General features: G+C 44.9%; 19 protein-coding genes and 1 tRNA gene. 10 read left to right on the top strand and 10 right to left on the bottom strand.

The window, feature by feature from the left end:
* The first annotated feature begins 27 nt into the window (after positions 1–27).
* Positions 28–765, top strand: a complete 738-nt coding sequence (locus AB4Z08_RS23780; protein ID WP_441576287.1) for a 3-keto-disaccharide hydrolase — start codon at positions 28–30, stop codon at positions 763–765.
* Positions 766–877: 112 nt separating this feature from the next.
* Here AB4Z08_RS23780 and AB4Z08_RS23775 read toward each other — a convergent pair whose 3' ends face one another.
* Positions 878–1,363: a GNAT family N-acetyltransferase gene (locus tag AB4Z08_RS23775; RefSeq protein ID WP_441576286.1), complete on the bottom strand. Its 486-nt coding sequence runs from the start codon at positions 1,361–1,363 to the stop codon at positions 878–880.
* 538 nt (positions 1,364–1,901) lie between these two features.
* A tRNA-Cys gene (locus tag AB4Z08_RS23770) sits at positions 1,902–1,972 on the bottom strand.
* Positions 1,973–2,177: 205 nt separating this feature from the next.
* On the opposite strand from AB4Z08_RS23770, the gene AB4Z08_RS23765 reads away from it, so the two are divergent.
* The 3 genes from AB4Z08_RS23765 to AB4Z08_RS23755 all read left to right on the top strand — a co-directional run bounded on the left by AB4Z08_RS23765 (position 2,178) and on the right by AB4Z08_RS23755 (position 5,310).
* Entirely contained in the window at positions 2,178–3,056 is an 879-nt protein-coding gene (locus tag AB4Z08_RS23765; RefSeq protein ID WP_441576285.1) for a nucleoside phosphorylase, read from the top strand.
* 193 nt (positions 3,057–3,249) lie between these two features.
* Positions 3,250–4,035: a diaminopimelate epimerase gene (dapF, locus tag AB4Z08_RS23760; protein ID WP_441576284.1), complete on the top strand. Its 786-nt coding sequence runs from the start codon at positions 3,250–3,252 to the stop codon at positions 4,033–4,035.
* A gap of 96 nt (positions 4,036–4,131) precedes the next feature.
* Entirely contained in the window at positions 4,132–5,310 is a 1,179-nt protein-coding gene (locus AB4Z08_RS23755; protein WP_441576283.1) for a TDP-N-acetylfucosamine:lipid II N-acetylfucosaminyltransferase, read from the top strand.
* A gap of 97 nt (positions 5,311–5,407) precedes the next feature.
* Here AB4Z08_RS23755 and AB4Z08_RS23750 read toward each other — a convergent pair whose 3' ends face one another.
* On the bottom strand, positions 5,408–6,859 hold the full coding sequence (locus tag AB4Z08_RS23750) for a lipopolysaccharide biosynthesis protein (protein WP_441576282.1): 1,452 nt from the start codon (positions 6,857–6,859) through the stop codon (positions 5,408–5,410).
* A gap of 125 nt (positions 6,860–6,984) precedes the next feature.
* Between AB4Z08_RS23750 and AB4Z08_RS23745 the strand changes: the two genes are divergently transcribed.
* Both AB4Z08_RS23745 and AB4Z08_RS23740 read left to right on the top strand, forming a co-directional pair.
* A complete protein-coding gene (locus tag AB4Z08_RS23745) occupies positions 6,985–7,923 on the top strand; it encodes a magnesium transporter CorA family protein (protein WP_441576281.1) in 939 nt (312 codons plus the stop codon).
* A 19-nt stretch (positions 7,924–7,942) separates the two neighbouring features.
* Complete coding sequence (locus AB4Z08_RS23740; RefSeq protein ID WP_441576280.1) at positions 7,943–8,395, top strand: NUDIX domain-containing protein; 453 nt, start codon at positions 7,943–7,945, stop codon at positions 8,393–8,395.
* Between the two features lie 102 nt (positions 8,396–8,497).
* Here AB4Z08_RS23740 and AB4Z08_RS23735 read toward each other — a convergent pair whose 3' ends face one another.
* On the bottom strand, positions 8,498–9,304 hold the full coding sequence (locus AB4Z08_RS23735) for a queuosine precursor transporter (protein ID WP_441576279.1): 807 nt from the start codon (positions 9,302–9,304) through the stop codon (positions 8,498–8,500).
* 37 nt (positions 9,305–9,341) lie between these two features.
* On the opposite strand from AB4Z08_RS23735, the gene AB4Z08_RS23730 reads away from it, so the two are divergent.
* Entirely contained in the window at positions 9,342–9,473 is a 132-nt protein-coding gene (locus tag AB4Z08_RS23730) for a hypothetical protein (protein WP_441576278.1), read from the top strand.
* A gap of 175 nt (positions 9,474–9,648) precedes the next feature.
* Positions 9,649–12,150, top strand: coding sequence for a YfhO family protein (locus tag AB4Z08_RS23725; RefSeq protein WP_441576277.1), 2,502 nt, complete (start codon positions 9,649–9,651; stop codon positions 12,148–12,150).
* A gap of 111 nt (positions 12,151–12,261) precedes the next feature.
* Here the strand turns inward: AB4Z08_RS23725 and AB4Z08_RS23720 are convergent, their stop codons facing one another.
* From AB4Z08_RS23720 to AB4Z08_RS23695, 6 genes are all read right to left on the bottom strand, one after another.
* Positions 12,262–13,017, bottom strand: coding sequence for a glycosyltransferase family 2 protein (locus AB4Z08_RS23720; RefSeq protein ID WP_441576276.1), 756 nt, complete (start codon positions 13,015–13,017; stop codon positions 12,262–12,264).
* Between the two features lie 8 nt (positions 13,018–13,025).
* Complete coding sequence (locus AB4Z08_RS23715; protein WP_441576275.1) at positions 13,026–14,267, bottom strand: glycosyltransferase; 1,242 nt, start codon at positions 14,265–14,267, stop codon at positions 13,026–13,028.
* A 3-nt stretch (positions 14,268–14,270) separates the two neighbouring features.
* Entirely contained in the window at positions 14,271–15,269 is a 999-nt protein-coding gene (locus AB4Z08_RS23710) for a polysaccharide deacetylase family protein (protein ID WP_441576274.1), read from the bottom strand.
* Between the two features lie 24 nt (positions 15,270–15,293).
* A complete protein-coding gene (locus AB4Z08_RS23705) occupies positions 15,294–15,986 on the bottom strand; it encodes a methyltransferase domain-containing protein (protein WP_441576273.1) in 693 nt (230 codons plus the stop codon).
* Positions 15,979–16,917, bottom strand: coding sequence for a hypothetical protein (locus tag AB4Z08_RS23700; protein WP_441576272.1), 939 nt, complete (start codon positions 16,915–16,917; stop codon positions 15,979–15,981). The genes AB4Z08_RS23705 and AB4Z08_RS23700 overlap by 8 nt, the downstream gene beginning before the upstream one ends.
* 89 nt (positions 16,918–17,006) lie before the next feature.
* Positions 17,007–17,678: a C40 family peptidase gene (locus AB4Z08_RS23695; protein ID WP_441576271.1), complete on the bottom strand. Its 672-nt coding sequence runs from the start codon at positions 17,676–17,678 to the stop codon at positions 17,007–17,009.
* A gap of 186 nt (positions 17,679–17,864) precedes the next feature.
* Between AB4Z08_RS23695 and dnaE the strand changes: the two genes are divergently transcribed.
* A complete protein-coding gene (gene dnaE, locus AB4Z08_RS23690) occupies positions 17,865–21,509 on the top strand; it encodes a DNA polymerase III subunit alpha (protein ID WP_441576270.1) in 3,645 nt (1,214 codons plus the stop codon).
* Positions 21,510–21,616: 107 nt separating this feature from the next.
* Positions 21,617–21,934: a thioredoxin gene (gene trxA, locus AB4Z08_RS23685; RefSeq protein WP_133810785.1), complete on the top strand. Its 318-nt coding sequence runs from the start codon at positions 21,617–21,619 to the stop codon at positions 21,932–21,934.
* Positions 21,935–21,990: the final 56 nt, after the last annotated feature.

The raw sequence follows: 21,990 nt of genomic DNA, 5'->3' as shown, positions 1-21,990 counted from the left end.
TCATCTACCAAAAAAATAAAAAGACATATGCGTACGTTATTTCTTTCTGCCTGCACGCTGCTATCCCTTGCTGCAGCGGCGCAAAACAATGAGCAGATGAAACCCGAAGCCACAGAGGTTTGGGAGCCGGTTCCCAAAGTAATTAATGCCGGAACAGAAACATTAACCGCTCCCTCTGATGCCATCATCCTGTTCAACGGTAAAAACCTGGACAACTGGGAAGCAGAAAAAGGAGGCCCCGCTACGTGGGAAGTGAAAAATGATGCGATGACGGTGGTAAAAGGCAGCGGCCTTATTAAAACCAAACAACAGTTCGAAGATTTTCAACTGCATATCGAATGGCGCACACCTGCTGAAGTAAAAGGAGAAAGCCAGGGACGCGGCAACAGCGGTATTTTCATGCAGGAGTACTATGAACTGCAGGTATTGGATAATTACAATAACCGCACCTACTCCAACGGGCAGGCCGGCAGCTTCTATAAACAAAAAATTCCGTTGGTAAATGCCTGCAAAAAACCAGGCGAATGGCAAACCTACGATGTGATCTGGACCGCTCCCCGCTTTAACGATGATGGGTCCCTGAAATCGCCCGCACGTGCTACGGTACTACAAAACGGTGTGCTGGTACAAAATAATGTGGAATTGGAAGGACAAACACAATACATAGGCAAGCCTTTTTACGTAAAGCATGGCCCTAAGTCTATCGCCTTACAGGACCATGGTAACCCGGTAAGCTATAGAAATATCTGGATCAGGCAACTGTAAACAGTTGCAGCTTTTAGCCATTAGCTGTTAGCTTTTAGGAAATGCAGCGAAGACAATGTTATGTTAATCATCCGCTGCATTTCCTAAAAGCTAATGGCTAAAAGCTGGCTCGCTAAACCGTTGCTTCTTCTATATTCAGCGATAAATACACCGCATCACTGATAGGATTATCATAATACGCCGCTATGGGCTGAAATCCTAATGAAGTATATAAATCAATAGCCGGTCGCATATGCGCCAGGGTATCCAGCAAAATACGTTTATAACCCAGCTTCTTACTCTCTTCAATAGCTGCGCTGGCAAGGGCCTTCCCTACACCATGTCCCTTAAATACATCCTTTACAAAAAGACGTTTCATTTCTGCAGTACTGTTGTCGAATGACCGAACCGCCACACAGCCGGCCAGTTTTCCATCTACCTGTGCCAGAAACAATGCTCCGGCAGGAGGTACATACACACCCGGCAAGTGTGACAGCTCTTCTTCAAATTGCTGAAAACTAAGGTCAACATTTAACCAATTGGCATATTCGCGGAAAAGCAGCTTCACCTGGTCCAGGTGCTTGGAATCTTCGGCGGTTACTTTAATAATCTCTGTCATAACCACTTCTTTTAATTGTATATAAAACGCAAAAAGCCTTCTGCATGCAGAAGGCTTTTTGCTTGGATAAATTTAGACAACACCTCTTTTTAGTAGACATGCTGCCGGATATCTTCATTATCAAATTACATACGCTGTGTAATATAGCTCTGGTATATCATTGATAAATTTCATGCCTCCTGCTTACTCGTCCTGCCTGATGCGGGGGGATGCAATATAACCTTTTACATTGACATTATCACAGCTATTTTAATAAATATTTTCGACGACTGAAACCTGCCAGCAGTAAGCCTCTACGCATTTGTCTGGCAGCAGATCGGGAGATCATGAACATTCACAGAACTATTTTTAGCCGGAAGATCATAAAATGATAAAAAACTGATTAATAGCCTCTTTTTTTACGCTTATAAATAACTAACAAAAGTGTGAAATCAGGAGCTGCTATTGTCCGGGAGGATAGCTGGCTGTAGCTGTAGATCTGCTACAGGATGTGTATAAAAAGAAAAAGCCGCGATATACGCGGCTTTTTCTTTTTCAGAGGTTTCGAGCGGATTCGAACCGCTGTACGAGGTTTTGCAGACCTCTGCCTAGCCACTCGGCCACGAAACCATCTCTTTCAAAACGTCCGCCTTAACTCCCCCACTGGCGTACATCTCATTCGTTTTGTGGGATTGCAAAAGTAGTAAATTTCTGATTACTACCAAATATTATTTAAAAAATATCTGAAAAAATATTTTGATAATAAGGCAGAACAAAGGAATATTGAGTCTGGAAAACAGGAAAAGTTGATTCGTGAAAAATAAAAATTAGTACAATGGATAATCGTATTGCAGAATCAGAACTGATCATCAACAGCCGCGGAGCGGTGTATCACCTGGACGTAAGACCGGATGAACTGGCTCACACTATCATCACTGTAGGAGACCCGGACCGTGTAAGTGCAGTAAGTCAACACTTCGATAAAATAGAAGGTAAGTTTCAACACCGGGAGTTTGTTACTCATACCGGTTATATCGGTAATAAACGCCTGTCTGTAGTTTCTACCGGCATTGGTACCGACAATATCGATATTGTGCTCAATGAGCTCGATGCACTGGTAAATATTGATTTCAATACCCGTCTCGTTAAATCCGAACTCACTTCATTACAGATTATACGCCTTGGTACTTCCGGTGCTTTACAGGAAGCCATTCCTGTAGATAGCTTCGTGGTATCTTCTCATGGCCTGGGCCTCGACAACCTGATGCCCTACTATGCTTTTGAAAATACCATTGCCGAAAAACAACTGCTGGAAGCCTTCCGTGGACAGGTATTCCTGCAACCCGGGGGCGCCAATCCATGCCTCTTTGAAGCATCCGGAAAATTACATAACCATTTCAGAGATGGTTTTCATACAGGCATCACCGTTACCTGCCCCGGTTTTTATGCACCACAGGGCCGGGTACTGCGCGGCACCTTATCCAATCCCAATCTGATCGATAACCTGACAGGCTTCTCCTACGAATCACACCGCATCACCAACTTCGAAATGGAGACATCTGGTATCTATGGTATGGGCCGTGTACTGGGGCACGAATGCCTCTCTATCAGCGCCATCGTGGCCAACCGCATCAGCAGGGAGTTCAGTAAAGATGGCGGCGCAGCAGTAGCAGCACTGATTGAAAAAGGACTAGGCATTATCGCGGGTATATAAGCGCGAAGGTGGGCGCCTCCGGCGCCTGTCTTTACCAGCATTTTGATAATTTCGATGATTTTGACTTTCCCATGTAAAAGATAATCTCCGGAAAGAATGTAATAACATCAACAAAATCAGTTTAATCCTGCTAAAGACAATCGCCGAAGGCGATTCCCTCCACATCATTGCTTATTTTTTTATCTTTGTCATCATGAACAATATCCACTTTTATAAATATCAGGGTACCGGAAATGATTTTGTGATCATGGATAACCGGGACGGGAAATACGACTGGCTTACAGACGAACAGGTGAATGAATTGTGTGATCGCCGCTTTGGCATCGGTGCAGATGGATTAATGTTGCTGAATAAAAGCGAAGACTACGACTTTGCCATGAAATACTACAATGCGGATGGCCGCGAAGGTACCATGTGCGGCAATGGCGGCAGATGCCTCGTTGCCTTTGCGCATAAAATGGGCGTAGGTGATGGTAACCTGTATTTCATTGCTGTAGATGGTGAACACGAAGCCACCATGGATGGTGATAGCTGGGTAAACCTGAAAATGTCGGATGTACATGATGTGGAACATGGTCCCCTCTACTATTACCTGAATACCGGCTCCCCGCATTTCGTAAAATTTGTGGAAGATGTACAGGCCGTAGATGTTTTCAACGAAGGCCGTGGCATCCGCTACAACGAACGCTTTGCTGAAGAAGGTACCAATGTCAACTTCGTACAACCATTCGAAAGTGGCATCTTTGTCCGCACCTACGAAAGAGGTGTGGAAGATGAAACCTATTCCTGCGGTACCGGCGTAACTGCAGCCGCACTCACCTTTGCCGGCAAAGAAGAAAAAGAATACGTAGTACCCGTGCAAACGTTAGGCGGCCAACTGGAAGTACGTTTCTCTAAAACCGGAGAACGCACCTTCAGCGAAATCTGGCTCTGCGGCCCCGCTACATTGGTATTTGAAGGCAATATCACCGTAAAATAATTATACCCGCTTTAGACCGTTTTTGCCGGAAACTCCGGTAAAAGCGGCCACTATCCGGCCCCTATCCAATCATAGCAGCAGCATAAACAGGAATGCATGAATTATCATTTAATGGTCGATGACAAGTTCATCAACGGCTTTATTCACGATGCAGAAAAAGTAGCTCCCGGGAAAAATGTCTATATCATTGATAACTGGAAGAATAAAGCCAAATTTGTAAAATCTGACCTGGTAACCTTTGCACCCTTTTATACCCCTGCTTTTACGGCTATTTTAAAAAAAGTGACAGATAAAGACAAAGTATTTGTACACTGGGCATCTGATCTGGCCGTAAACGCAGTACTGAGCCTCCCTCCCAACGTTACAACGGGCATGTTCTTCTGGGGCGGCGATGTAGTGGAAATCCCCGCCTTCCGCTTCAAAAAAACGATATATGGCCCATTAAGCCTGGCATATTTTGAAAAAAATGAAGAACGACCTCAGCTGAAGTTCAATCCCATGCGCCCTAAAAGGGTACTAACGTCCTTTGCCCAACGTTTTTTCAACTACAGAGGACCAGAACGTGAAGTAGCCCGCACCCGGGACCTCTTTTTTAAACGATTAAACCTCTTTCTCCACTGGAGTCATATCGATTATGAATGGGTATTAAATCATTATACCACTCCGGCAGAACATAAATACTTCTATTACGATGTTGGCCAAAAGCCTGATGCAGCCGAACATGCATTTATGAATGCACCTAAAGACAACAGCGTTACCACTATCCTGCTGGGCAATTCAGACACCATCACCAATAACCACCTCGAAGCGTTACAAGCCTTATCGGCCTATAGGGACATGCCCATTAAGCTGGTCATCCCCCTCAACTATGGCAACGATAAATATGGCGACCTCGTGGAAAGTGAGGCCATCCGCATCTTCGGAGCCGATAAGGTCATGGCCTTACGCAGCTTCCTCCAGCGTGACGACTACTATAAACTGCTGGCACAGGTGGATGTGGCAGTGATGTTCCATTATCGCTCCCAGGCAGCCGGAAATGTGCTGGCATTGCTATACAGAGGCAAAAAGATTTTCATTCATAGCAATAGTACGCTGTACCAGTTACTGAAAACAAACGATGTTGCCGTTTTTGATTCCAAAGAAATCAGTGAGACGGATTTCAAACAATTTATTGCGCCACTGGATCAGCACACTATTGATGAAAATATTGCGATTGTAGATAGATTATTTAATGAAAAGGAAAAACTGGAGGCACTGAAAAGTATATTGAATTAATACGCTTCCTTCATCGATAGGCCAGAGATCCAGCCTTCATAACATGCCGGTATTTACAGGATGATACAGCCCGGCTAGCAGCAACAATAGTCTATTCCTATCCCCTTCTCCTTAACTTGTCAATCGTTGAATAAACAGTACTGTTAATATCATCAGACACCCGAAGCGCCAGTATCAGCGAAACAAATATCACCGCAAACAACGCCCCTCTGATGGCGATATCAATAAACGGATGTATTATAAACGGGATCCACATGGTACCCAAATAAGCTACCAGCGCCACACCTATTGCTTTCAAAGTATTCACGGTAAAAGGTTGTAAGCCAAATTTCATCCAGATAAACACATATCTGATAAGATTAAACACCGATATGGAAATCAACTCGGCATAACCAGAACCCGTCATCCCAAAATCACGAATCAGGAAATAATTCAACGGGAAAGACAACGCCAGCAAAACTATCGAGCTATACAAATCATAACGCCAGAAACGGGAAGTAGCCAACACCTGGCTATTCAACCCCGTCCCCATATCAATTACCCTCGCTATACACAGGTATAGCACCACATATTTGCCCTGACTGTAGTTCGCCGGTAGCAACTGGAAAAAATTATCGATGTTCAGCCAGATAACGAGAAAAATAAACAATCCATAAATTAACTGCAGCAAAGACGATTTGGTATACACCTCATCTATCTTCTTCATATCCCGCTCCTTCCAGGCCTGTGCCAGTACCGGCAAGCCAATGGCGGAAATACTACGCTGCGGAATCAATATCAGTGTCGATACATAATTAACAATGGTGAGGTAGGCCACATCTCCCAGCCCCTTGGTACTGGCCAGAATCAGCGGCGCTATATTCTTCGCCAACAACGAAAATAAGATCGCTCCCAGCAACGAAAACGAATAGGTAGCCATCTTCCCGGACAATCTACGCGTAACCTTACTCACCTTAAAGGTGAAATGCAGAAAGTGATGCTGGTGCAGGTATACCAGTAATGCCAGCAGCAATACGCCATATAAAAGGGAAAATAGCCATAGAAAAGCATCAATACCAATCCATTTAAAATAATAAGCTACAATCAGTACCGTGGTCAGTAAACGCAGGGCCAGCTCCTTCAGGAAGTTAGGAAATACTGACAGGTGCCGGGAACCGCTGTAGCTCTCAAAAACGGCAAACACCGCAAATAAAAAAACATTGGGATATAACAGGTAGAAATAAGTGATAAACAACGGCGACTTCTCTATATACGCGTTGATGATCATACCCTTGAAAAAGAAAGTACCTACCGCAAATAATGTAAACCCTATCAGGGTCGCCAATAGCGCCCAGGTTAACATATCATTATCTTTGTCCTTCAGGTGACTGGAATAATAAGGAAAAAAACGACTGATAGTGGGCACTGAACTCAGGGTACAGACTGGTACCAGGATCATGGCAATTTCAGGTAACAGGCGGGTCAGCGCAAACTGCTCCTCAGTGAATAAATGGGGGAATAAAAAAACAATATTAATACCGCCCACCGCAAAACCAATGTAAATCAGCAATGTCGAATTTATACTCTGTTGCTTTATGACTCCCATTTATATATAAATAAAATTAACTATTCCCTAATGTGCAATATTACACCAAATGGGAACATGATTCAACATTTTAAGTACCTTTGCGCCCGATGATCCAGTATTTCACAAATATAGATTCCAAAACTGTAGAAATAAAACAGCCGGAAAACGGTGTATGGGTAAATATTACCCCTCCCCTTAAACAGGCCGAATTTGAACAGTTATCGGAGGAGTTGGATATTCCCCTCGACTTCCTCACGGATTCCCTGGATATCGACGAAAAATCAAGGTTTGAGCTGGAAGACAATGTAAAGCTCATTGTACTGAAAACCCCTACCGAAAACAATTCGATCAACGAAAGTGAAGCCTTCTATATCACCATTCCGATTGTGATTATCCTGACCCATCACCAGATCATCACAGTCAATTCTTTCGATAATACCGCTATCAAAAAATTCCTGAACACCTTTCATAACCGCTCCCCGGAGAAAAGGAATATGATGGTGCTGAAAATATTTGAAAAGGTAGTTATCAACTTCCTGGATTATCTGAAAGAAATTAACCAGCGCAGAAACATGCTGGAAGCTAAACTCTACGATTCCAACCGGAACGAAGAGCTCCTGGGTATTATGCGTATCCAGAAAAGCCTCGTATACTTCGTTACTGCCCTCCGCAGCAATGAACTCCTGCTCATGAAACTGGAGCGTACCAATTTCCTCGGCCTCAACGAAGATGAAAAGGAATTTCTGCAGGATCTGATTGTAGATACTTCACAGGCACTGGAAATGGCCAACGTATATACCAACATTCTGAGCAGTACCATGGATGCCTTTGCCAGCATCATTTCCAATAACCTGAATGTGGTGATGAAGCGATTGACCTCCATTACCATTATCCTTACATTTCCCATGCTGGTGGCCAGCATCTATGGCATGAACGTAGATATTCCCTATCAGCATACCATGCACGCTTTTTATATACCGGTCATTCTTTCTATCGCTATTTCTGTAGTGATCAGCTGGTATTTTATGAAGAAGAAATGGTTCTAACCCTCATCTATACTTGAATATGCAAACAGGATTTAACGTAAGAGTATACGGCATCATGATCAACGATCACCAACAGGTGCTGGTGAGTGATGAGTATATCCGTGGCGGTTACTATACCAAGTTCCCCGGCGGCGGACTGGAATTTGGAGAAGGTACCCTCGAATGTATTGTAAGAGAGTGGCAGGAAGAACTGGGACAGGATGTAAAAGTAGTAGAGCACATCTACACAACAGACTTCTTCCAGATCTCAGCTTTCGATAATGAAACACAGATCATCTCCATCTATTACCTGGTAACGCCTACCTCGCCCTTTACCGCAAATGTAAGCACCGTTCCGTTCGATTTTACCATACCGGAAGGTGTGGAAGAAGTAGAGCGCGCCCGCTGGATAGACTGGAATGAGTTTTCGGCAGCAGCCGTTACTTTACCTATTGATAAAGTAGTAGCAGATATTGTTAAAGAAAGATATTGATTAAAGCGAAAAGCTGAAAGCAAAAAGCTATTAAAGCGGATACCAGTGTTATACTTATATCCGCTTTAATAGCTTTTTGCTTTATGCTTTCAGCTTTTCGCTTTAATCATTCGTTATCGGATCCTCATAAGGATGTTCTTTACCCATGGCGGCTGCCTTCATCTTCTTCGCTACATCATGTCCCAGGTAGCGTTCTATCTGATGTTCCAGTAAATAGATCAATGGTGTAAGTGCCACCGCCAATACAAATTTATAGCTGTAGTTCACCATACAAATAGCCAGTACCCGCTGCCAGCTCCAGTTATTACCCAGCTTAAACGCAATGAATAACACAATAAAACTGTCTACCAGCTGCGATACAACCGTAGATCCGGTAGCTCTCAGCCATACGTGCTTGTCGCCAGTACGTTTTTTGATACGGTGAAATACCGTTACATCCACAATCTGGCTTACCAGGAAAGCCGTTAAGCTACCCAGGATGATCCACATACCTTGTCCGAAAATACTGGTGAACGCCGTTTGCATATTCGGAATCCCATCAGCAGCCTTACTCCCCAGCCACCAGCTGTCTGCCGGCACACTCATGGCCACCAGGAACATAATGAAGGCATACGAAATCAACGCCACCGCGATATAGGAAATACGGCGCACCGCTTTAGGCCCAAAATATTCATTCACAATATCTGTCATCACAAACTCTAACGGCCATAATAATACCCCGGCGGTTAAGGTATAGGACAATCCACTTTCTCCAAATAAAGAGAACTTGTGTGGCGTTAATCCAAATACTTGCTCCAGCGAAAACAGTTTACCGCCAATACATTCCGCGATGAGCGCGTTGGCCACAAAAAAACTGGTAAATATGACGAACAGTTTAGTGGGCTTGTCGTTTAACAGATTCCTGATCATTTAATAATTAACTATAAGTTGAAATATAAAAATGGCAATGTTGAGCAAATATAACCAGGGAGGCAATGTCTTCCATTGTATTTTTTTTAACAACAACAGCAAACCTGTCAGCACACATACCAACCCATTCAACGGGAAAGCTATCCCCACACCCAATACCAGCACGTGATTCACGATGGAATCTAACGCATGATCATATACGGTAATACGCAGAATTTCACTGATCAGAAAGCACAGATTGCATATAAATGTAAATTTTAAGAGGAACCGGATCCAGCGCATATTGAAATTTCGGATAAATTACAGTTATTTTTGTTTCTTTAAAACTAAATCCAAAATATCCGATGAAGCAAAACTGGCTAAAAGCCATTCTTCCGCACCTTGCAGCAATAGGTATCTTCCTCCTGCTGGCAATGGTGTATTGTTCTCCCGTCCTGGAAGGCAAAGTTGTAAACCAGGCCGACATGAAGAATGTGGAGGGAATGGCGAAAGAGGCAAAGGACTACTATGAAGCAACCGGTGAGCGCCCTTTATGGACCAACAGCATGTTCTCTGGTATGCCTTCCTACGTGATTTACACCGGTCCGGGTACCAACAAAATGGGGTACATGAACTGGGTGATCACTTTGAAGACGCCCTTCCCTGTTAATATGTTGTTCCTGGCCATGATGAGCATGTACCTGCTCTTATGCATACTGGACTTTAAATACTGGATCCGCGTCATGGGTGCCATTGCCTTTGCATTTTGCTCCTACAATGTCATCATCATAGACGTAGGTCACATCACCAAAATGTTCGACATTGCCCTGATGCCTGCTGTACTGGCTGGTATCATCCTCACCTACCGGGGCAAACTACTCACCGGCGCGGCATTAACCGCATTGGCTACGGGCATGCTTATCTACAATAATCACCTCCAGATCATCTATTATACACTGATTATGGTGGGCTGTCTTGCTATAGGCGCCTTTATTCATGCCTTTAGGGAGAAGCAACTGCCACAGTTCTTTAAAGCATCCGGTCTGCTGGCCATTGCCGGCGCACTGGCTATCCTTACTTCTATGGATAGCCTGTTAATGCTCCGTGAGTATACCGATTATACGATGCGTGGCAGCAAATCAGAACTCACCCTGGACCAGGGCGATGTGGTACAAAAGAAATCTACCGGTCTGGATATCGACTATGCATATGACTGGAGCTATGGTAAAGCCGAATCAGGTACCTTCCTCATTCCTGGTTATGTTGGTAACTCCTCCGCTCAGAAATTAAGCAACAGCTCCAATTTCGGCCAGCAAATGATCAGTCTCGGGGTACCTGCTGCCCAGGTAGATCAGTTCCTGGAACAACAGAAATTACCGGTTTACTACGGCGCACAATCCAAAGGTACTTCCGGCCCTGTTTATGTAGGCGCTATCATCTGCTTCCTTTTCGTATTGTCTTTACTGTTAGTAAAGAGCTGGCATAAATGGTGGCTTGTTGCAGTCACCGTCATCGGCTTTATACTGGCATGGGGTAAAAACCTGGCTTTCATCAACGATTTCCTGTTCTATCATCTCCCCCTCTACAATAAATTCCGTGCACCTGCGCAGGCATTGGTGCTGCCATCACTCACCTTTGTGGTGCTGGGATGCTGGGGGTTGCAGGAAGTAGCTGCCAGCAAACTGACCAAAGAGGCCTTACTGAAAAAACTGAAAGAAGCATTACTGATCACCGGTGGTATACTGGCAGGCTTTGTGCTGATCAGCAATTTCTTTACAGGATTCAGCAGCGCGAGCGATGCCAGCATGCTCAACTATTTCGCTCAAATGATGGGCGGCGAGGAAAATGGTAAACTCCTTATCCGCGCCCTGGAAAAAGATCGCAGCAGCCTGTTGCTGAAAGATGCTTTCCGCTCCGTGATATTCATCCTCATCGCGGCAGCCGCCATCTGGGCTTTCCTGAAAACAAAAATAAAATGGCAGACAGCTGCACTGATCATCACCGCTGCTGTTACCATTGACCTGTTACAGGTAGATAAAAATTACCTGAACAACGACAGCTTTGTAGATGATATGAGCTATATGCAGGTAATGCAACCCTCCCCTGCTGATCAGCAGATCAAACAGGATCCGGATCCATACTACCGTGTATTCAATCTCACTACATCACCATTCGATGATGCATCTCCTTCCTATTTCCACAAAAACATCGGCGGTTACAGCCCTGCGAAATTGTGGGTCTACCAGGATCTTATCACCCATCAGATCTCCAAACAAAATATGCACGTGCTGAACATGCTCAACACGAAATATTTTATTGTACCAGATCAGAAAAGCGGACAACCGGTAGCACAACGCAATCCTGGCGCTTATGGAAACGCATGGTTTGTAAAAGATATCATCTGGGCACCGGATGCCAATACAGAAATGAAAACGCTGGATTACCTGAACTCCCGCGACTCTGCTGTTATTGACAAACGATTTGCAGCACAGTTAGGTAACTTCAAACCAAACGCAGATAGCAGTGCTACCATCATGCTCACCAAATATGGTCTGAATAAACTGCAATATGTGTCGCATAACCCACAGGAAGGTTTTGGGGTGTTCTCCGAAATATACTACCCTGCAGGCTGGAAAGCGTTCATCGATGGCAATCCTGCTGACATCATCCGCACCGATTATGCACTACGCGGCTTGAAAATACCCGCTGGTGATCATAAAATTGAAATGCGGTTTGAACCGACCAAAGTCTTCACTGGTCTGAAGATTGCCGGCATTTCTTCTACCTTGTTACTGTTACTGGTGATCGTCATCTTTGGATGGGAATGCTATCAGTATATCAAAAGTGACGGACAAAAAACAGCATAAAACAGAAAGCTATCAAAGCGAAGGCCTGAGCAAATCTGCTCAGGCCTTCGCTTTGATAGCCAACATTCGCTGCATTTCCTAAAAGCTAATAGCTAACAGCTAACAGCTAAATCAATATCTCTTCGAAAAAATATAACGCAGTCCTATAAACAGATGATGGGCAAAATTGGGAATATGTCCATAATACCGGCTCAATATTTTATACCGTTCCTTCCACGCCAGTTGCTGATGCTGCTTGGAAGTGCCTCCCACCCTGAACCGCGCTACTACTTCATGTGTATTGCATATGTTGCGGGATGCTTTCAAGGTACGGATCATCCAGTCTATATCTGCACAAACTTTATACTGCAAATCATATAGCGGACTTAAACTGCGGCGAATCACATACGCCTGATGCGACACCACCATGCCATGTTTTAAACTTTTCCACGTGAGCTGATCCGGCACTTTATGCGGTGTTTGCTCAGATCGCAAACCGATATCTGCGCCATTTTCATCCATGAACATAGCCTCACCATAATAGACATCTGCATCGGCACAGGTAGCAAACATTTTATGGATCACCTCTTCATTTGCCAGCACATCGTCTGCATTCAGGAACAACAGGTAATCCCCGGTAGCCAGCTGCATGCCCTTATTCATGGCATCATACAAGCCCTTGTCTTTTTCAGAAACAACGGTAGCAATATGGGAACGGTATTTCTCCACCACACCCATGGTATTATCTCTGGAGGCTCCATCCACAATAATATATTCGATATGCGGATACGTTTGCGACAGCACACTTTGTATGGTGCTTTCTATAAATTTCTCCGCATTAAAACATACGGTGATAATGCTCAATACCGGGTTAGCTGCTTTGGTCATGTAAATAATTATAGTGGCTCCTTTACCACGGATTGAAACAACTCATAATACTGTGCGGCTACTACCTTCATACCGAAACGCTGTTCCACATAGGTTCTGGCCGATTTGCCAAATTGCCGGCAGGTGGCCGGATCATTCAGCAAAGACAAGGTGTGCTCGGCAAACTGCTGCTGGTTGCCCGGTGCAATTACGTACCCCGTTTCACCATCCTTTACGATCTCCCTGCAACCGCCCACATCAAAGGTAATACAGGCCGTTTCACAACTACCTGCTTCTATCAGTACGTTGGGCAGGTTATCTGCTTTGGTAGGATAAAAGAAAATATCGCTGGCACTGTAGCACTGCATCATTTTTTGTGTATCCTTTACATAACCGGTATACACACATTCCAGGTGCTTAAATGTGCCTGGTAAACGATCCTTCCCTATCATGAGCAGATATACCTTACGATCCAGCTGCTCATCCAGCAGGTGTAAAATGTTCAGTAGTTCTGCTCCTCCTTTAAACTCACTGTTAAACAGCCGTTCAGACACAAAGGTAATCACCTGCGCGGTTGCGGGCAATCCCAGTGCCTGCCTGGAAGCAGCCTTGTCCTGAGGCCGGAAATAATCCGTGTCAATTGGATTGGGAATATGATACAGCGGTTCTTCTCTTGTCAGTGGACTTTCCATCGTCATATCATATAACCATTCAGAGGGAGATACAATATGAAGATCACTGGCGGCGTACAGGCGCTGTTTTCTACGCATCAGGTAGTTGCCATTGGGCAATCCCATAGATGGTGAATGCTTATGCTCCGACTTGCCTGCTCTGCCTGATTTCCAGGCCGTGTCACCAAAGGTGTGGGCCGCATTACCGGTCAATGCCCACATATCATGCAGGGTCCATACAATAGGTGCTACCACGGATAGGCGCGGCAATAAAGTGGCGTCAAAATAGCCACCGTGTATATTATGTAAACTGATCACATCCGGCTTAAATGCATGTGCTGCACGCATGATGGCCGGCGATGAAAAAGGAAAATATAAGTATTGTAATCCCACCTTATTGCTGAGTACATTGAGACCTCTTTCTATCACATTGCGTATCATACCCGGGCGGGTCACCGTTACATCCGCAGATGCCTGATGGGTGCCCACTACGAAATGATTCTCGGTATGATAATACTGAGAGAGCCCTTCCGCAATCCGTTGTGCCGCTATTGCAGCACCGCCGCTGTTCTCATATTTATTGATAAAAAGTATTTTCACCCGCTAATATTTAAAGAACTGTTGCATATGCTTCCGAAACACGTCAATGGGCCAGTCACGCACCAGGATACGGGGCAAGGCATAAGGATTACTCCAGCTATGCACCTGTCCGTAGTAATTGGCCGTTACCAGCTGCAAGCCCAGTGCCTTACAGGCTTTTATACTGTCTGCATTATAGTAGCGTTTGGTACCCAGGAATTTCCTGCCACCAAAAGGATAGGAAAAATGCGCCTGTGGAGTACCCAGCACCCCTTCCAGTATTTCTTTGGRCATTCCTATTTCGGTATACTGCTCTTCATAGCTAAGCATGCCTACTGCAGGATGCCGGTGCGTATGACAACCAATAGTAGCATAAGCAGCGTTGCCCATTGCCTTCACTTCCTCCCAGGTCATGAGGCGGTGAGAAGGCCTTCCGGTAGCATTTTTACCGGACCACTCATATAATTGTTCCAGGGCTGATTCAATCACGGCCGGCTTGCAGAAACGCAGCACCTGCTGCAGGGCATAATAGGTTTCCCGTATAGCCATGAGCGTACCGGTAGCATATTGCCACGATTGGCCGTTGATATTAATGCGCAGCTCCGGTGGCAGATTTCCTACGGTCAGTAGTATGCGTTCCAGGTCATCCCACCATAACTCGTAATCCGTATTAATTTTTGAAGTGGTAATATAAAACAAGGCGGGTACCTGGCGTTGGGTCAGTATAGGCAATGCTTCATGATAGTTATCTGCATAACCATCGTCAAACGTAATAAATACTGATCTTTCGGGGAAAGCCTTTTTATTTTTTACATGGTATAAAAAACGATCGGCATCCAAAACATGGTAATCGGATGCCAGATGTGTGAGCTGTGCATTGAAATTGGCGGGTGTAACAGACAGTTCCTGTGGGTCCTGCTGCAGGGTAGTTACCCGGTGATACAATAAAATAACCGCCGGTCGCTGCACTTTGTTGGCCACATAGTGCATAGCTGAAAATACTTTTTGACTCACGTTTCCCATCAGATAGTGCTACATTTTATCGTGTTACGCCTTTTTGGCCCTCACTGCAATGATAATCGGATACACCGGATCCTGATAATTTAATTCTTCCGGTAATAATTCTTCGGCAGAAATTCCCTGTAGGATAGCCGTACAGGTGAGTACATTACCGTAAGAAATGATCTCTATATTTTCTTCTCCAAAAATTTCACCAAATACTTTAGCGGCGGATTGTGCAGTAAAGCGCCAATAGTCGCCCCAGCGCTGTTGATCGTAAGCCGATATCTGTGTGGCGCCGGCCAGTGTAGCCAGCAGTACACCGCCTGGTTTTAACAGGTGATGTGCCCCTTCAATGGCGGTTTTAAAATCGTAAATGAAATTAAATGTCTGTGTACAGATGAAGCAATCAATTTTATCGGCAGGTAAAGACGCCTTGTTTGTCAGATCTCCGATAATGGTAACATTTGCGCCTGCCTGCACATGCAGTACTTCAAAACTGCTGACCTGTGCACCAAATTGCTTTGAATAACTGCTCTCCGCTATTTCCAGTACATGACCGTGAATATCGGTGCGGTGTGCATCCAGGAAGGTGGTGATATAATGACGATCCACCGGTGTGCCCCTGCTCCATCCAAAAGCCGGAGATACGGGTTGCAGCTTTCTTAAATTATCCCAGGAAACCGGCGAAATCAGGTCCCGCTTTATTTTTCTGAATATGTTACGCATTACCTTAAGCATGGCCGGTTATTTTTTTCCAGTATTGTTTAAGCCTGTTTTTAATCTTCGCAGGAATGGTCATGCCTGCATTTGCACGCAGGAATTTTGCAAACACTTTCTCCATGGGCAGGTTATTCTCCACCGGAATATTTCCTACCGGCACAGGTGCCTGGTATATCTCGGTATATAACCAATCTTCTTCTTTATAATGATGAGTAGCAGCAGCTACATTTCCATCATGCCTTACCAGTGATTTCACCGGGTACAGTGTGAGCATATCATGCAGGTAGGCCGTAGCTCTCCAGCGAATGGCCCAGGAGCTCACTTTGCCATTCTTATGCTGATGCAGCATTCTGAAGAAAGGATAAGCCCCCCAGAAATCAAATGCCCGCTTCAGTCCCTTCAATTTTATCAGCTCAATTACTTTATGGGTATCCGGCTCAAATTTCTTCCAGGCCCTGCTCCAGGTACCCCATCCGAGGCTCCCCGGATCATGCACCAGGAAAGTAGAAGCGGTATAATCTGCCGGCACCTTAAATGGATACAGATAACCATGCACCGCCAATAACTTTTCTTCCTGCGCATATTTAGTGAGCGCATCGTTCATAAATTTCAGGAAGAAAGGCGATACGGTGAGGTCATCTTCCAAAACAATAATTTTACCATGCTTACCGATGACTTCCGTTACCCCGTCAATCACGGCAGTAGCCAGACCTTTGTTCTTTTCTGCTTCCAGGATCACCACCTTACCACACCATTGCCGGCTGTGTACTATTTCCCGCACCTGTTTTATCAGCTGCAGCTGTTCCGGAGAGGCACCTGCTTTGGCTCCATCACAATATACATACAAGGTACTTTCTTTCGCTTCCTCATTCCTGCTAAGATACTCTAAGGTGTTGAGCGTCAAATCCGGCCGGTTGTATACAAATAATACGATGGGAGCAAATTCCATGATATGAAAGGTCCTGCATAAGGCAGGTGATTAAGTTAAAAGGGTAAAAATCGTATAAAATTAACAATAAAACAAATGTGTAGAGCGGGTTAAAGTCGTCCTCCACCGGCGAAATACCTCTTCCAGTAAGGCTCTTTAAGATCACTGATCATCACCCCTGCACTGGTAGATGCATGTACAAATTTATCATTCTCGAGATAGATGCCTACATGAGAAATACGCTTCTTATGAATCCTGAAAAATACCAGGTCGCCTTCATGTAAATCACGTACGGGTAATCTTTTTACCTGTGTAAAAAGATCGGTAGAATTTCCGGAGAGTCCCAGCTGAAACACTGCATTCATCAGTGTATTTACAAATCCGGAACAATCAATACCGGATCTTGTTTTTCCTCCTAAGCGATAAGGAGTGCCCCACCATTCTTCAATAAAGCTATACAGCTTCTGATTTAATACGTCTTCTACAGGAACATCCAGTAACTGTGCATATTTAAACTGCCAGCTCTGCGCATTTTCCAGGTTGGCACTGCCCCTGGAAATATTTTTACTGATACTGACGTCTTTGCTGTTATAATTACTGTTGTTGCGGGGATGACGGTTGGTGGCTATGCCATCTATAAATTCAACGGGTCTGTTGTTGGCGGTAGCAGGTGTGGTGGAGGGTTTCTTACTGGTAGTACTTTTCTTTAGTGAAGCGCAGGAACTAAGTGACAATGCACAAATCGATAACTTCACAAATAGATGTCCCTTTACTCTGATCATAAGCGTCTGGCTAAATTTTCGCTAAAATACAAAAGTACAAGCAGAAAGCAGAAAGCAAAAAGCTATTGAAGCAAATAATCGATTTTGTTATTCGCTTCAAACACCCACTCCTACGGCTTTTTGCTTTTTGCTTTCTGCTTTCTGCTTTTTCCCGTACTTTTGCTCTTTGACGAAAACGACTCGCTGATGAATTTCTCCCACCTTCACGTACATACGCAATACTCATTACTGGATGGCGCCGCCGACATCAAATCGCTGTATAAAAAGGCGATGTCTTCTAATCAGCCTGCCCTGGCGATTACAGACCATGGTAATATGTTTGGCGCATTTCAGTTTGTGGCAGAAGCATATAATAATAAATTAAATCCGGGTGATCCGAAAGATAAAAGGCTGAAAGTAAAACCTATTGTAGGCTGCGAATTTTATGTCGTGGAAAACCGCCATAAACGTGCGTTTACAAGAGAAGAAAAAGATGTGCGTTATCACCAGGTATTGCTGGCCAAAGATGATGAAGGTTATCGCAACCTCATCAAGCTCTGTTCCCTGGGATATATGGAGGGCCTCTATGGTAAATATCCACGTATCGATAAGGAATTAGTACTGCAATATCACAAAGGACTGATTGCTACTACCTGCTGCCTTGGCGCTTCTGTTCCCCGCATCATTCTTCGCAAAGGAGAAGAGGAAGGAGAAAAAGAATTCCGTTGGTGGCTGGATATTTTCGGAGAAGATTTTTATGTAGAACTTCAACGCCACGGTATTCCGGAGCAGGAGCAGGTAAACGTCGTATTACTGCGCTTTGCAGAAAAATACAATGTAAAGGTAATTGCCTCCAACGATTCCCACTATGTGGATCAGGCAGATGCCAACGCCCACGACATCCTGCTTTGTATCAACACCGGTGAAAAGAAAAGCACCCCTACCAATAAAGATTTTTCGGACGATGATTCCGCCGGCCCGAAGAACAGGCGCTTCGCTTTTTATAACGACCAGTTCTATTTCAAGACTACGGAAGAAATGACCAAACTGTTTCATGATCTTCCACAGGCCATTGATAATACCAACGAAATTGTAGATAAAGTACAGCTGCTGGATCTCAAAAGAGATATCCTGCTGCCCAACTTCCCTATTCCAAAAGAATTTATCACCCAGGACCAGTACCTGCGGCACATTACCTATGAAGGTGCCCGCAACCGGTACATGGAAATGAACGCCGATATTGAAGAACGTATCAACTTTGAGTTACAGGTAATCGAAAACATGGGGTTTGCCGGTTACTTCCTCATTGTGGCCGACTTCATCAAGGCCGGTCGTGAACTGGGCGTATTCATCGGCCCCGGACGTGGTTCCGCTGCAGGATCTGCAGTGGCCTACTGTATAGGCATCACCAATATAGATCCCATTAAGTATAACCTGCTGTTTGAGCGTTTCCTGAATCCGGAACGCAAGAGCATGCCCGATATTGATACGGACTTCGATGATGAGGGCCGTCAGAAAGTAATTGACTACGTAGTACAGAAATACGGCCGTAACCAGGTAGCACAAATTATCACCTATGGTACCATGGCAGCCAAGATGAGTATCAAGGATGTGGCCCGCGTAATGGACCTCCCGCTCGTGGAATCCAACATCCTCGCCAAAATGGTACCAGACAAACCGGGTATCCAGCTGGACCGTATCTTCAACGCGCCCCTGGAAGGAGAAAAAAGCCTGGCCGATAAAGAAGGTCTCGCTGGTGAAGACATTGAAAACGTAAAAAAGCTGCGGGAACTCATCAAAGGTGATGACCTGCAGGGAGAAGTACTCCGCGAAGCCTGTGTACTGGAAGGATCGGTTCGTAACACCGGTATCCACGCAGCGGGTATCATCATTGCCCCGCAGGACCTGTACGATCTCATTCCTGTATCCACTGCAAAAGACTCCGACTTGCTGGTAACCCAGTTCGAAGGAAGCATTATTGAGTCTGCCGGCGTTATCAAGATGGACTTTTTGGGGCTGAAAACCCTTACCATCATTAAAGGTGCGCTGGAACTGATCCGCCAGAACCATGGCATCACCATCGAAATAGATAATATTCCGCTGGACGATGCCAAAACATATGACCTGTACCAAAAGGGCGAAACCAACGCTACATTCCAGTTCGAGTCGCCCGGAATGCAGAAATACCTGCGCGAGCTGAAACCGGATAGGTTCGATGACCTCATCGCGATGAACGCCCTGTACCGTCCGGGACCACTGGAGTACATTCCTTCCTTTATCCGCCGTAAACACGGGCTGGAACCGGTACAATACGATATTGCCGAAATGGAGGAATACCTCAATGATACCTACGGTATCACGGTATACCAGGAACAGGTGATGTTGCTGAGCCAGAAACTGGCAGGCTTCTCCAAAGGTGATGCGGACGTACTCCGTAAAGCCATGGGTAAAAAGCAGATCGCGGTACTGAATAAGATGAAGGCGCAATTCATGGAAGGCTGCGCCAAAAATGGCCACGATCCTAAAGTATGTGAAAAAGTATGGACCGACTGGGAAGCCTTCGCCTCCTACGCCTTCAATAAGTCCCACTCTACCTGCTATGCTTTTGTAGCCTACCAGACTGCTTACCTGAAAGCCCACTACCCTTCTGAGTATATGGCTGCCGTACTGAACTGCGCCAGCAACATTGAAAAGATCACCTTCTTCATGGAAGAATCCAAACGCATGGGCATCGATGTATTGCCGCCTGATGTGAATGAATCTTTCAAAGGTTTTGCTGTAAACAAACAGGGCCAGGTCCGCTTCGGACTCGGTGGGTTGAAAGGTGTGGGTGAGGCCGCTATCGAAAATCTGCTGGAAGAGCGGAAAAAAGAAGGTCCTTTTAAAAACATATTCGACTTTATCAAACGCGTGAATCAACGCGCTGTCAATAAAAAATCACTGGAAGCCATGGTGATGTCCGGCGCTTTCGACAGCTTCCCGGAATTTCACCGTGCACAATACTTCCACAAGCCGGAAGGTGAAGCCCTCACCGGCCTGGATAAAATCGTGAAATTCGGTCAGCAGGTAACAGCAGGCTCCTCCAATATGGGCAGTCTCTTCGGTGCCGATGACATGCCGGATGTGGAACCACCTAAAATACCTACCTGCGATGCGTGGCCACTGATCATGAAGCTGAACAACGAAAAGGATATCACCGGTATCTATATCTCCGGACATCCTCTCGATGATTATCGCTTTGAAATGAAACACTACCACATGAACTCCGTGCAGGAACTGGTGGAATACCAGACCGAAATAGCCCAGCCCGGAGGCAGCGGAGGCCGCTCCAGGGAACGCAACTTCAGGTTGGCGGTGTATATCACCAATGCCCAGGAAAGGATTTCCCGCAACAACCGGCAGTTTGGAGTAATGACCATTGAAGATTATACCGGCAAATTTGAATTCGCCCTCTGGAGTGAAGATTTTATCCGCTTCGCCCCTTATCTGAAACCGGGGTTATGCCTCTTTATCAATGGTGGCTTCAAATCCAAGCGTTTCAATGATAATGAATATGAGTTTAAGGTAAGTGGTATACAACTGCTGCAGGAAGTAAAGAAAACACATACCAAACAGGTATATCTGAATACCATGCCCAAGTACATCAACAAACAAACCGTTGATTTCCTGGTAGACAATGTAAACCGCTTCCCCGGCAACAGTATCCTGCATGTACACCTGACCGACCGGGATGATCAGACACAGGCAAAACTGCATACTTTTAACCGGAATATTGAGATGAATGACGAGTTGGCGGGTTTCCTGCATAAACAGCCGGATATTGATGTGTACATAGAGATTATCAATAAGTAGGATGCCAAAAATGCAGTAATTTGCACTCGGATCAAGATTTGATCATAATATAACACGAATCAGAAAATCAAAACAATCGTTAAATAAAACTTTTTAAATCACAGAATATGGCTTTAGAAATCACTGATGCGAACTTTGAAACGGAAGTTCTGAATTCCGATAAATTAACTGTTATTGACTTCTGGGCAGAATGGTGTGGCCCTTGTCGCGCTATCGGTCCGGTAATTGAAGAACTGTCTAAAGATTACGCAGGTAAAGTAAATATCGGAAAAGTTAACGTGGATCAGAATCCGCAACTGTCTATAAATTACGGTATTACCAGCATTCCAGCTATCCTTTTCGTTAAAGGCGGCCAGGTAGTTGACAAACAAGTAGGCGCTGTGCCTAAATCCGTGCTGGATAAAAAAATACAGGCCAATATGTAATTTTTATAAAAACTGAGTTTAGGAGCGTTCCGGTTTATTCCGGAGCGTTTTTTTTT

The organism is Chitinophaga sp. RAB17, from assembly GCF_052114225.1.
Lineage (GTDB): Bacteria > Bacteroidota > Bacteroidia > Chitinophagales > Chitinophagaceae > Chitinophaga.
Note: the sequence above shows the minus strand (reverse complement) of the source record. Positions and strands in the feature narration are given on the sequence as shown.

Bases quoted from the DNA above. Each gene is read 5' to 3' on its own strand.
- trxA (WP_133810785.1), top strand. From the start codon at position 21,617: ATGGCTTTAGAAATCACTGATGCGAACTTTGAAACGGAAGTTCTGAAT.
- AB4Z08_RS23720 (WP_441576276.1), bottom strand. From the start codon at position 13,017: ATGACCAAAGCAGCTAACCCGGTATTGAGCATTATCACCGTATGTTTT.
- AB4Z08_RS23745 (WP_441576281.1), top strand. From the start codon at position 6,985: ATGATCCAGTATTTCACAAATATAGATTCCAAAACTGTAGAAATAAAA.
- AB4Z08_RS23740 (WP_441576280.1), top strand. From the start codon at position 7,943: ATGCAAACAGGATTTAACGTAAGAGTATACGGCATCATGATCAACGAT.
- AB4Z08_RS23765 (WP_441576285.1), top strand. From the start codon at position 2,178: ATGGATAATCGTATTGCAGAATCAGAACTGATCATCAACAGCCGCGGA.
- dnaE (WP_441576270.1), top strand. From the start codon at position 17,865: ATGAATTTCTCCCACCTTCACGTACATACGCAATACTCATTACTGGAT.
- AB4Z08_RS23780 (WP_441576287.1), top strand. From the start codon at position 28: ATGCGTACGTTATTTCTTTCTGCCTGCACGCTGCTATCCCTTGCTGCA.
- AB4Z08_RS23755 (WP_441576283.1), top strand. From the start codon at position 4,132: ATGAATTATCATTTAATGGTCGATGACAAGTTCATCAACGGCTTTATT.
- AB4Z08_RS23725 (WP_441576277.1), top strand. From the start codon at position 9,649: ATGAAGCAAAACTGGCTAAAAGCCATTCTTCCGCACCTTGCAGCAATA.
- AB4Z08_RS23735 (WP_441576279.1), bottom strand. From the start codon at position 9,304: ATGATCAGGAATCTGTTAAACGACAAGCCCACTAAACTGTTCGTCATA.
- AB4Z08_RS23705 (WP_441576273.1), bottom strand. From the start codon at position 15,986: ATGCTTAAGGTAATGCGTAACATATTCAGAAAAATAAAGCGGGACCTG.
- dapF (WP_441576284.1), top strand. From the start codon at position 3,250: ATGAACAATATCCACTTTTATAAATATCAGGGTACCGGAAATGATTTT.
- AB4Z08_RS23700 (WP_441576272.1), bottom strand. From the start codon at position 16,917: ATGGAATTTGCTCCCATCGTATTATTTGTATACAACCGGCCGGATTTG.
- AB4Z08_RS23730 (WP_441576278.1), top strand. From the start codon at position 9,342: ATGTTGAGCAAATATAACCAGGGAGGCAATGTCTTCCATTGTATTTTT.
- AB4Z08_RS23775 (WP_441576286.1), bottom strand. From the start codon at position 1,363: ATGACAGAGATTATTAAAGTAACCGCCGAAGATTCCAAGCACCTGGAC.
- AB4Z08_RS23695 (WP_441576271.1), bottom strand. From the start codon at position 17,678: ATGATCAGAGTAAAGGGACATCTATTTGTGAAGTTATCGATTTGTGCA.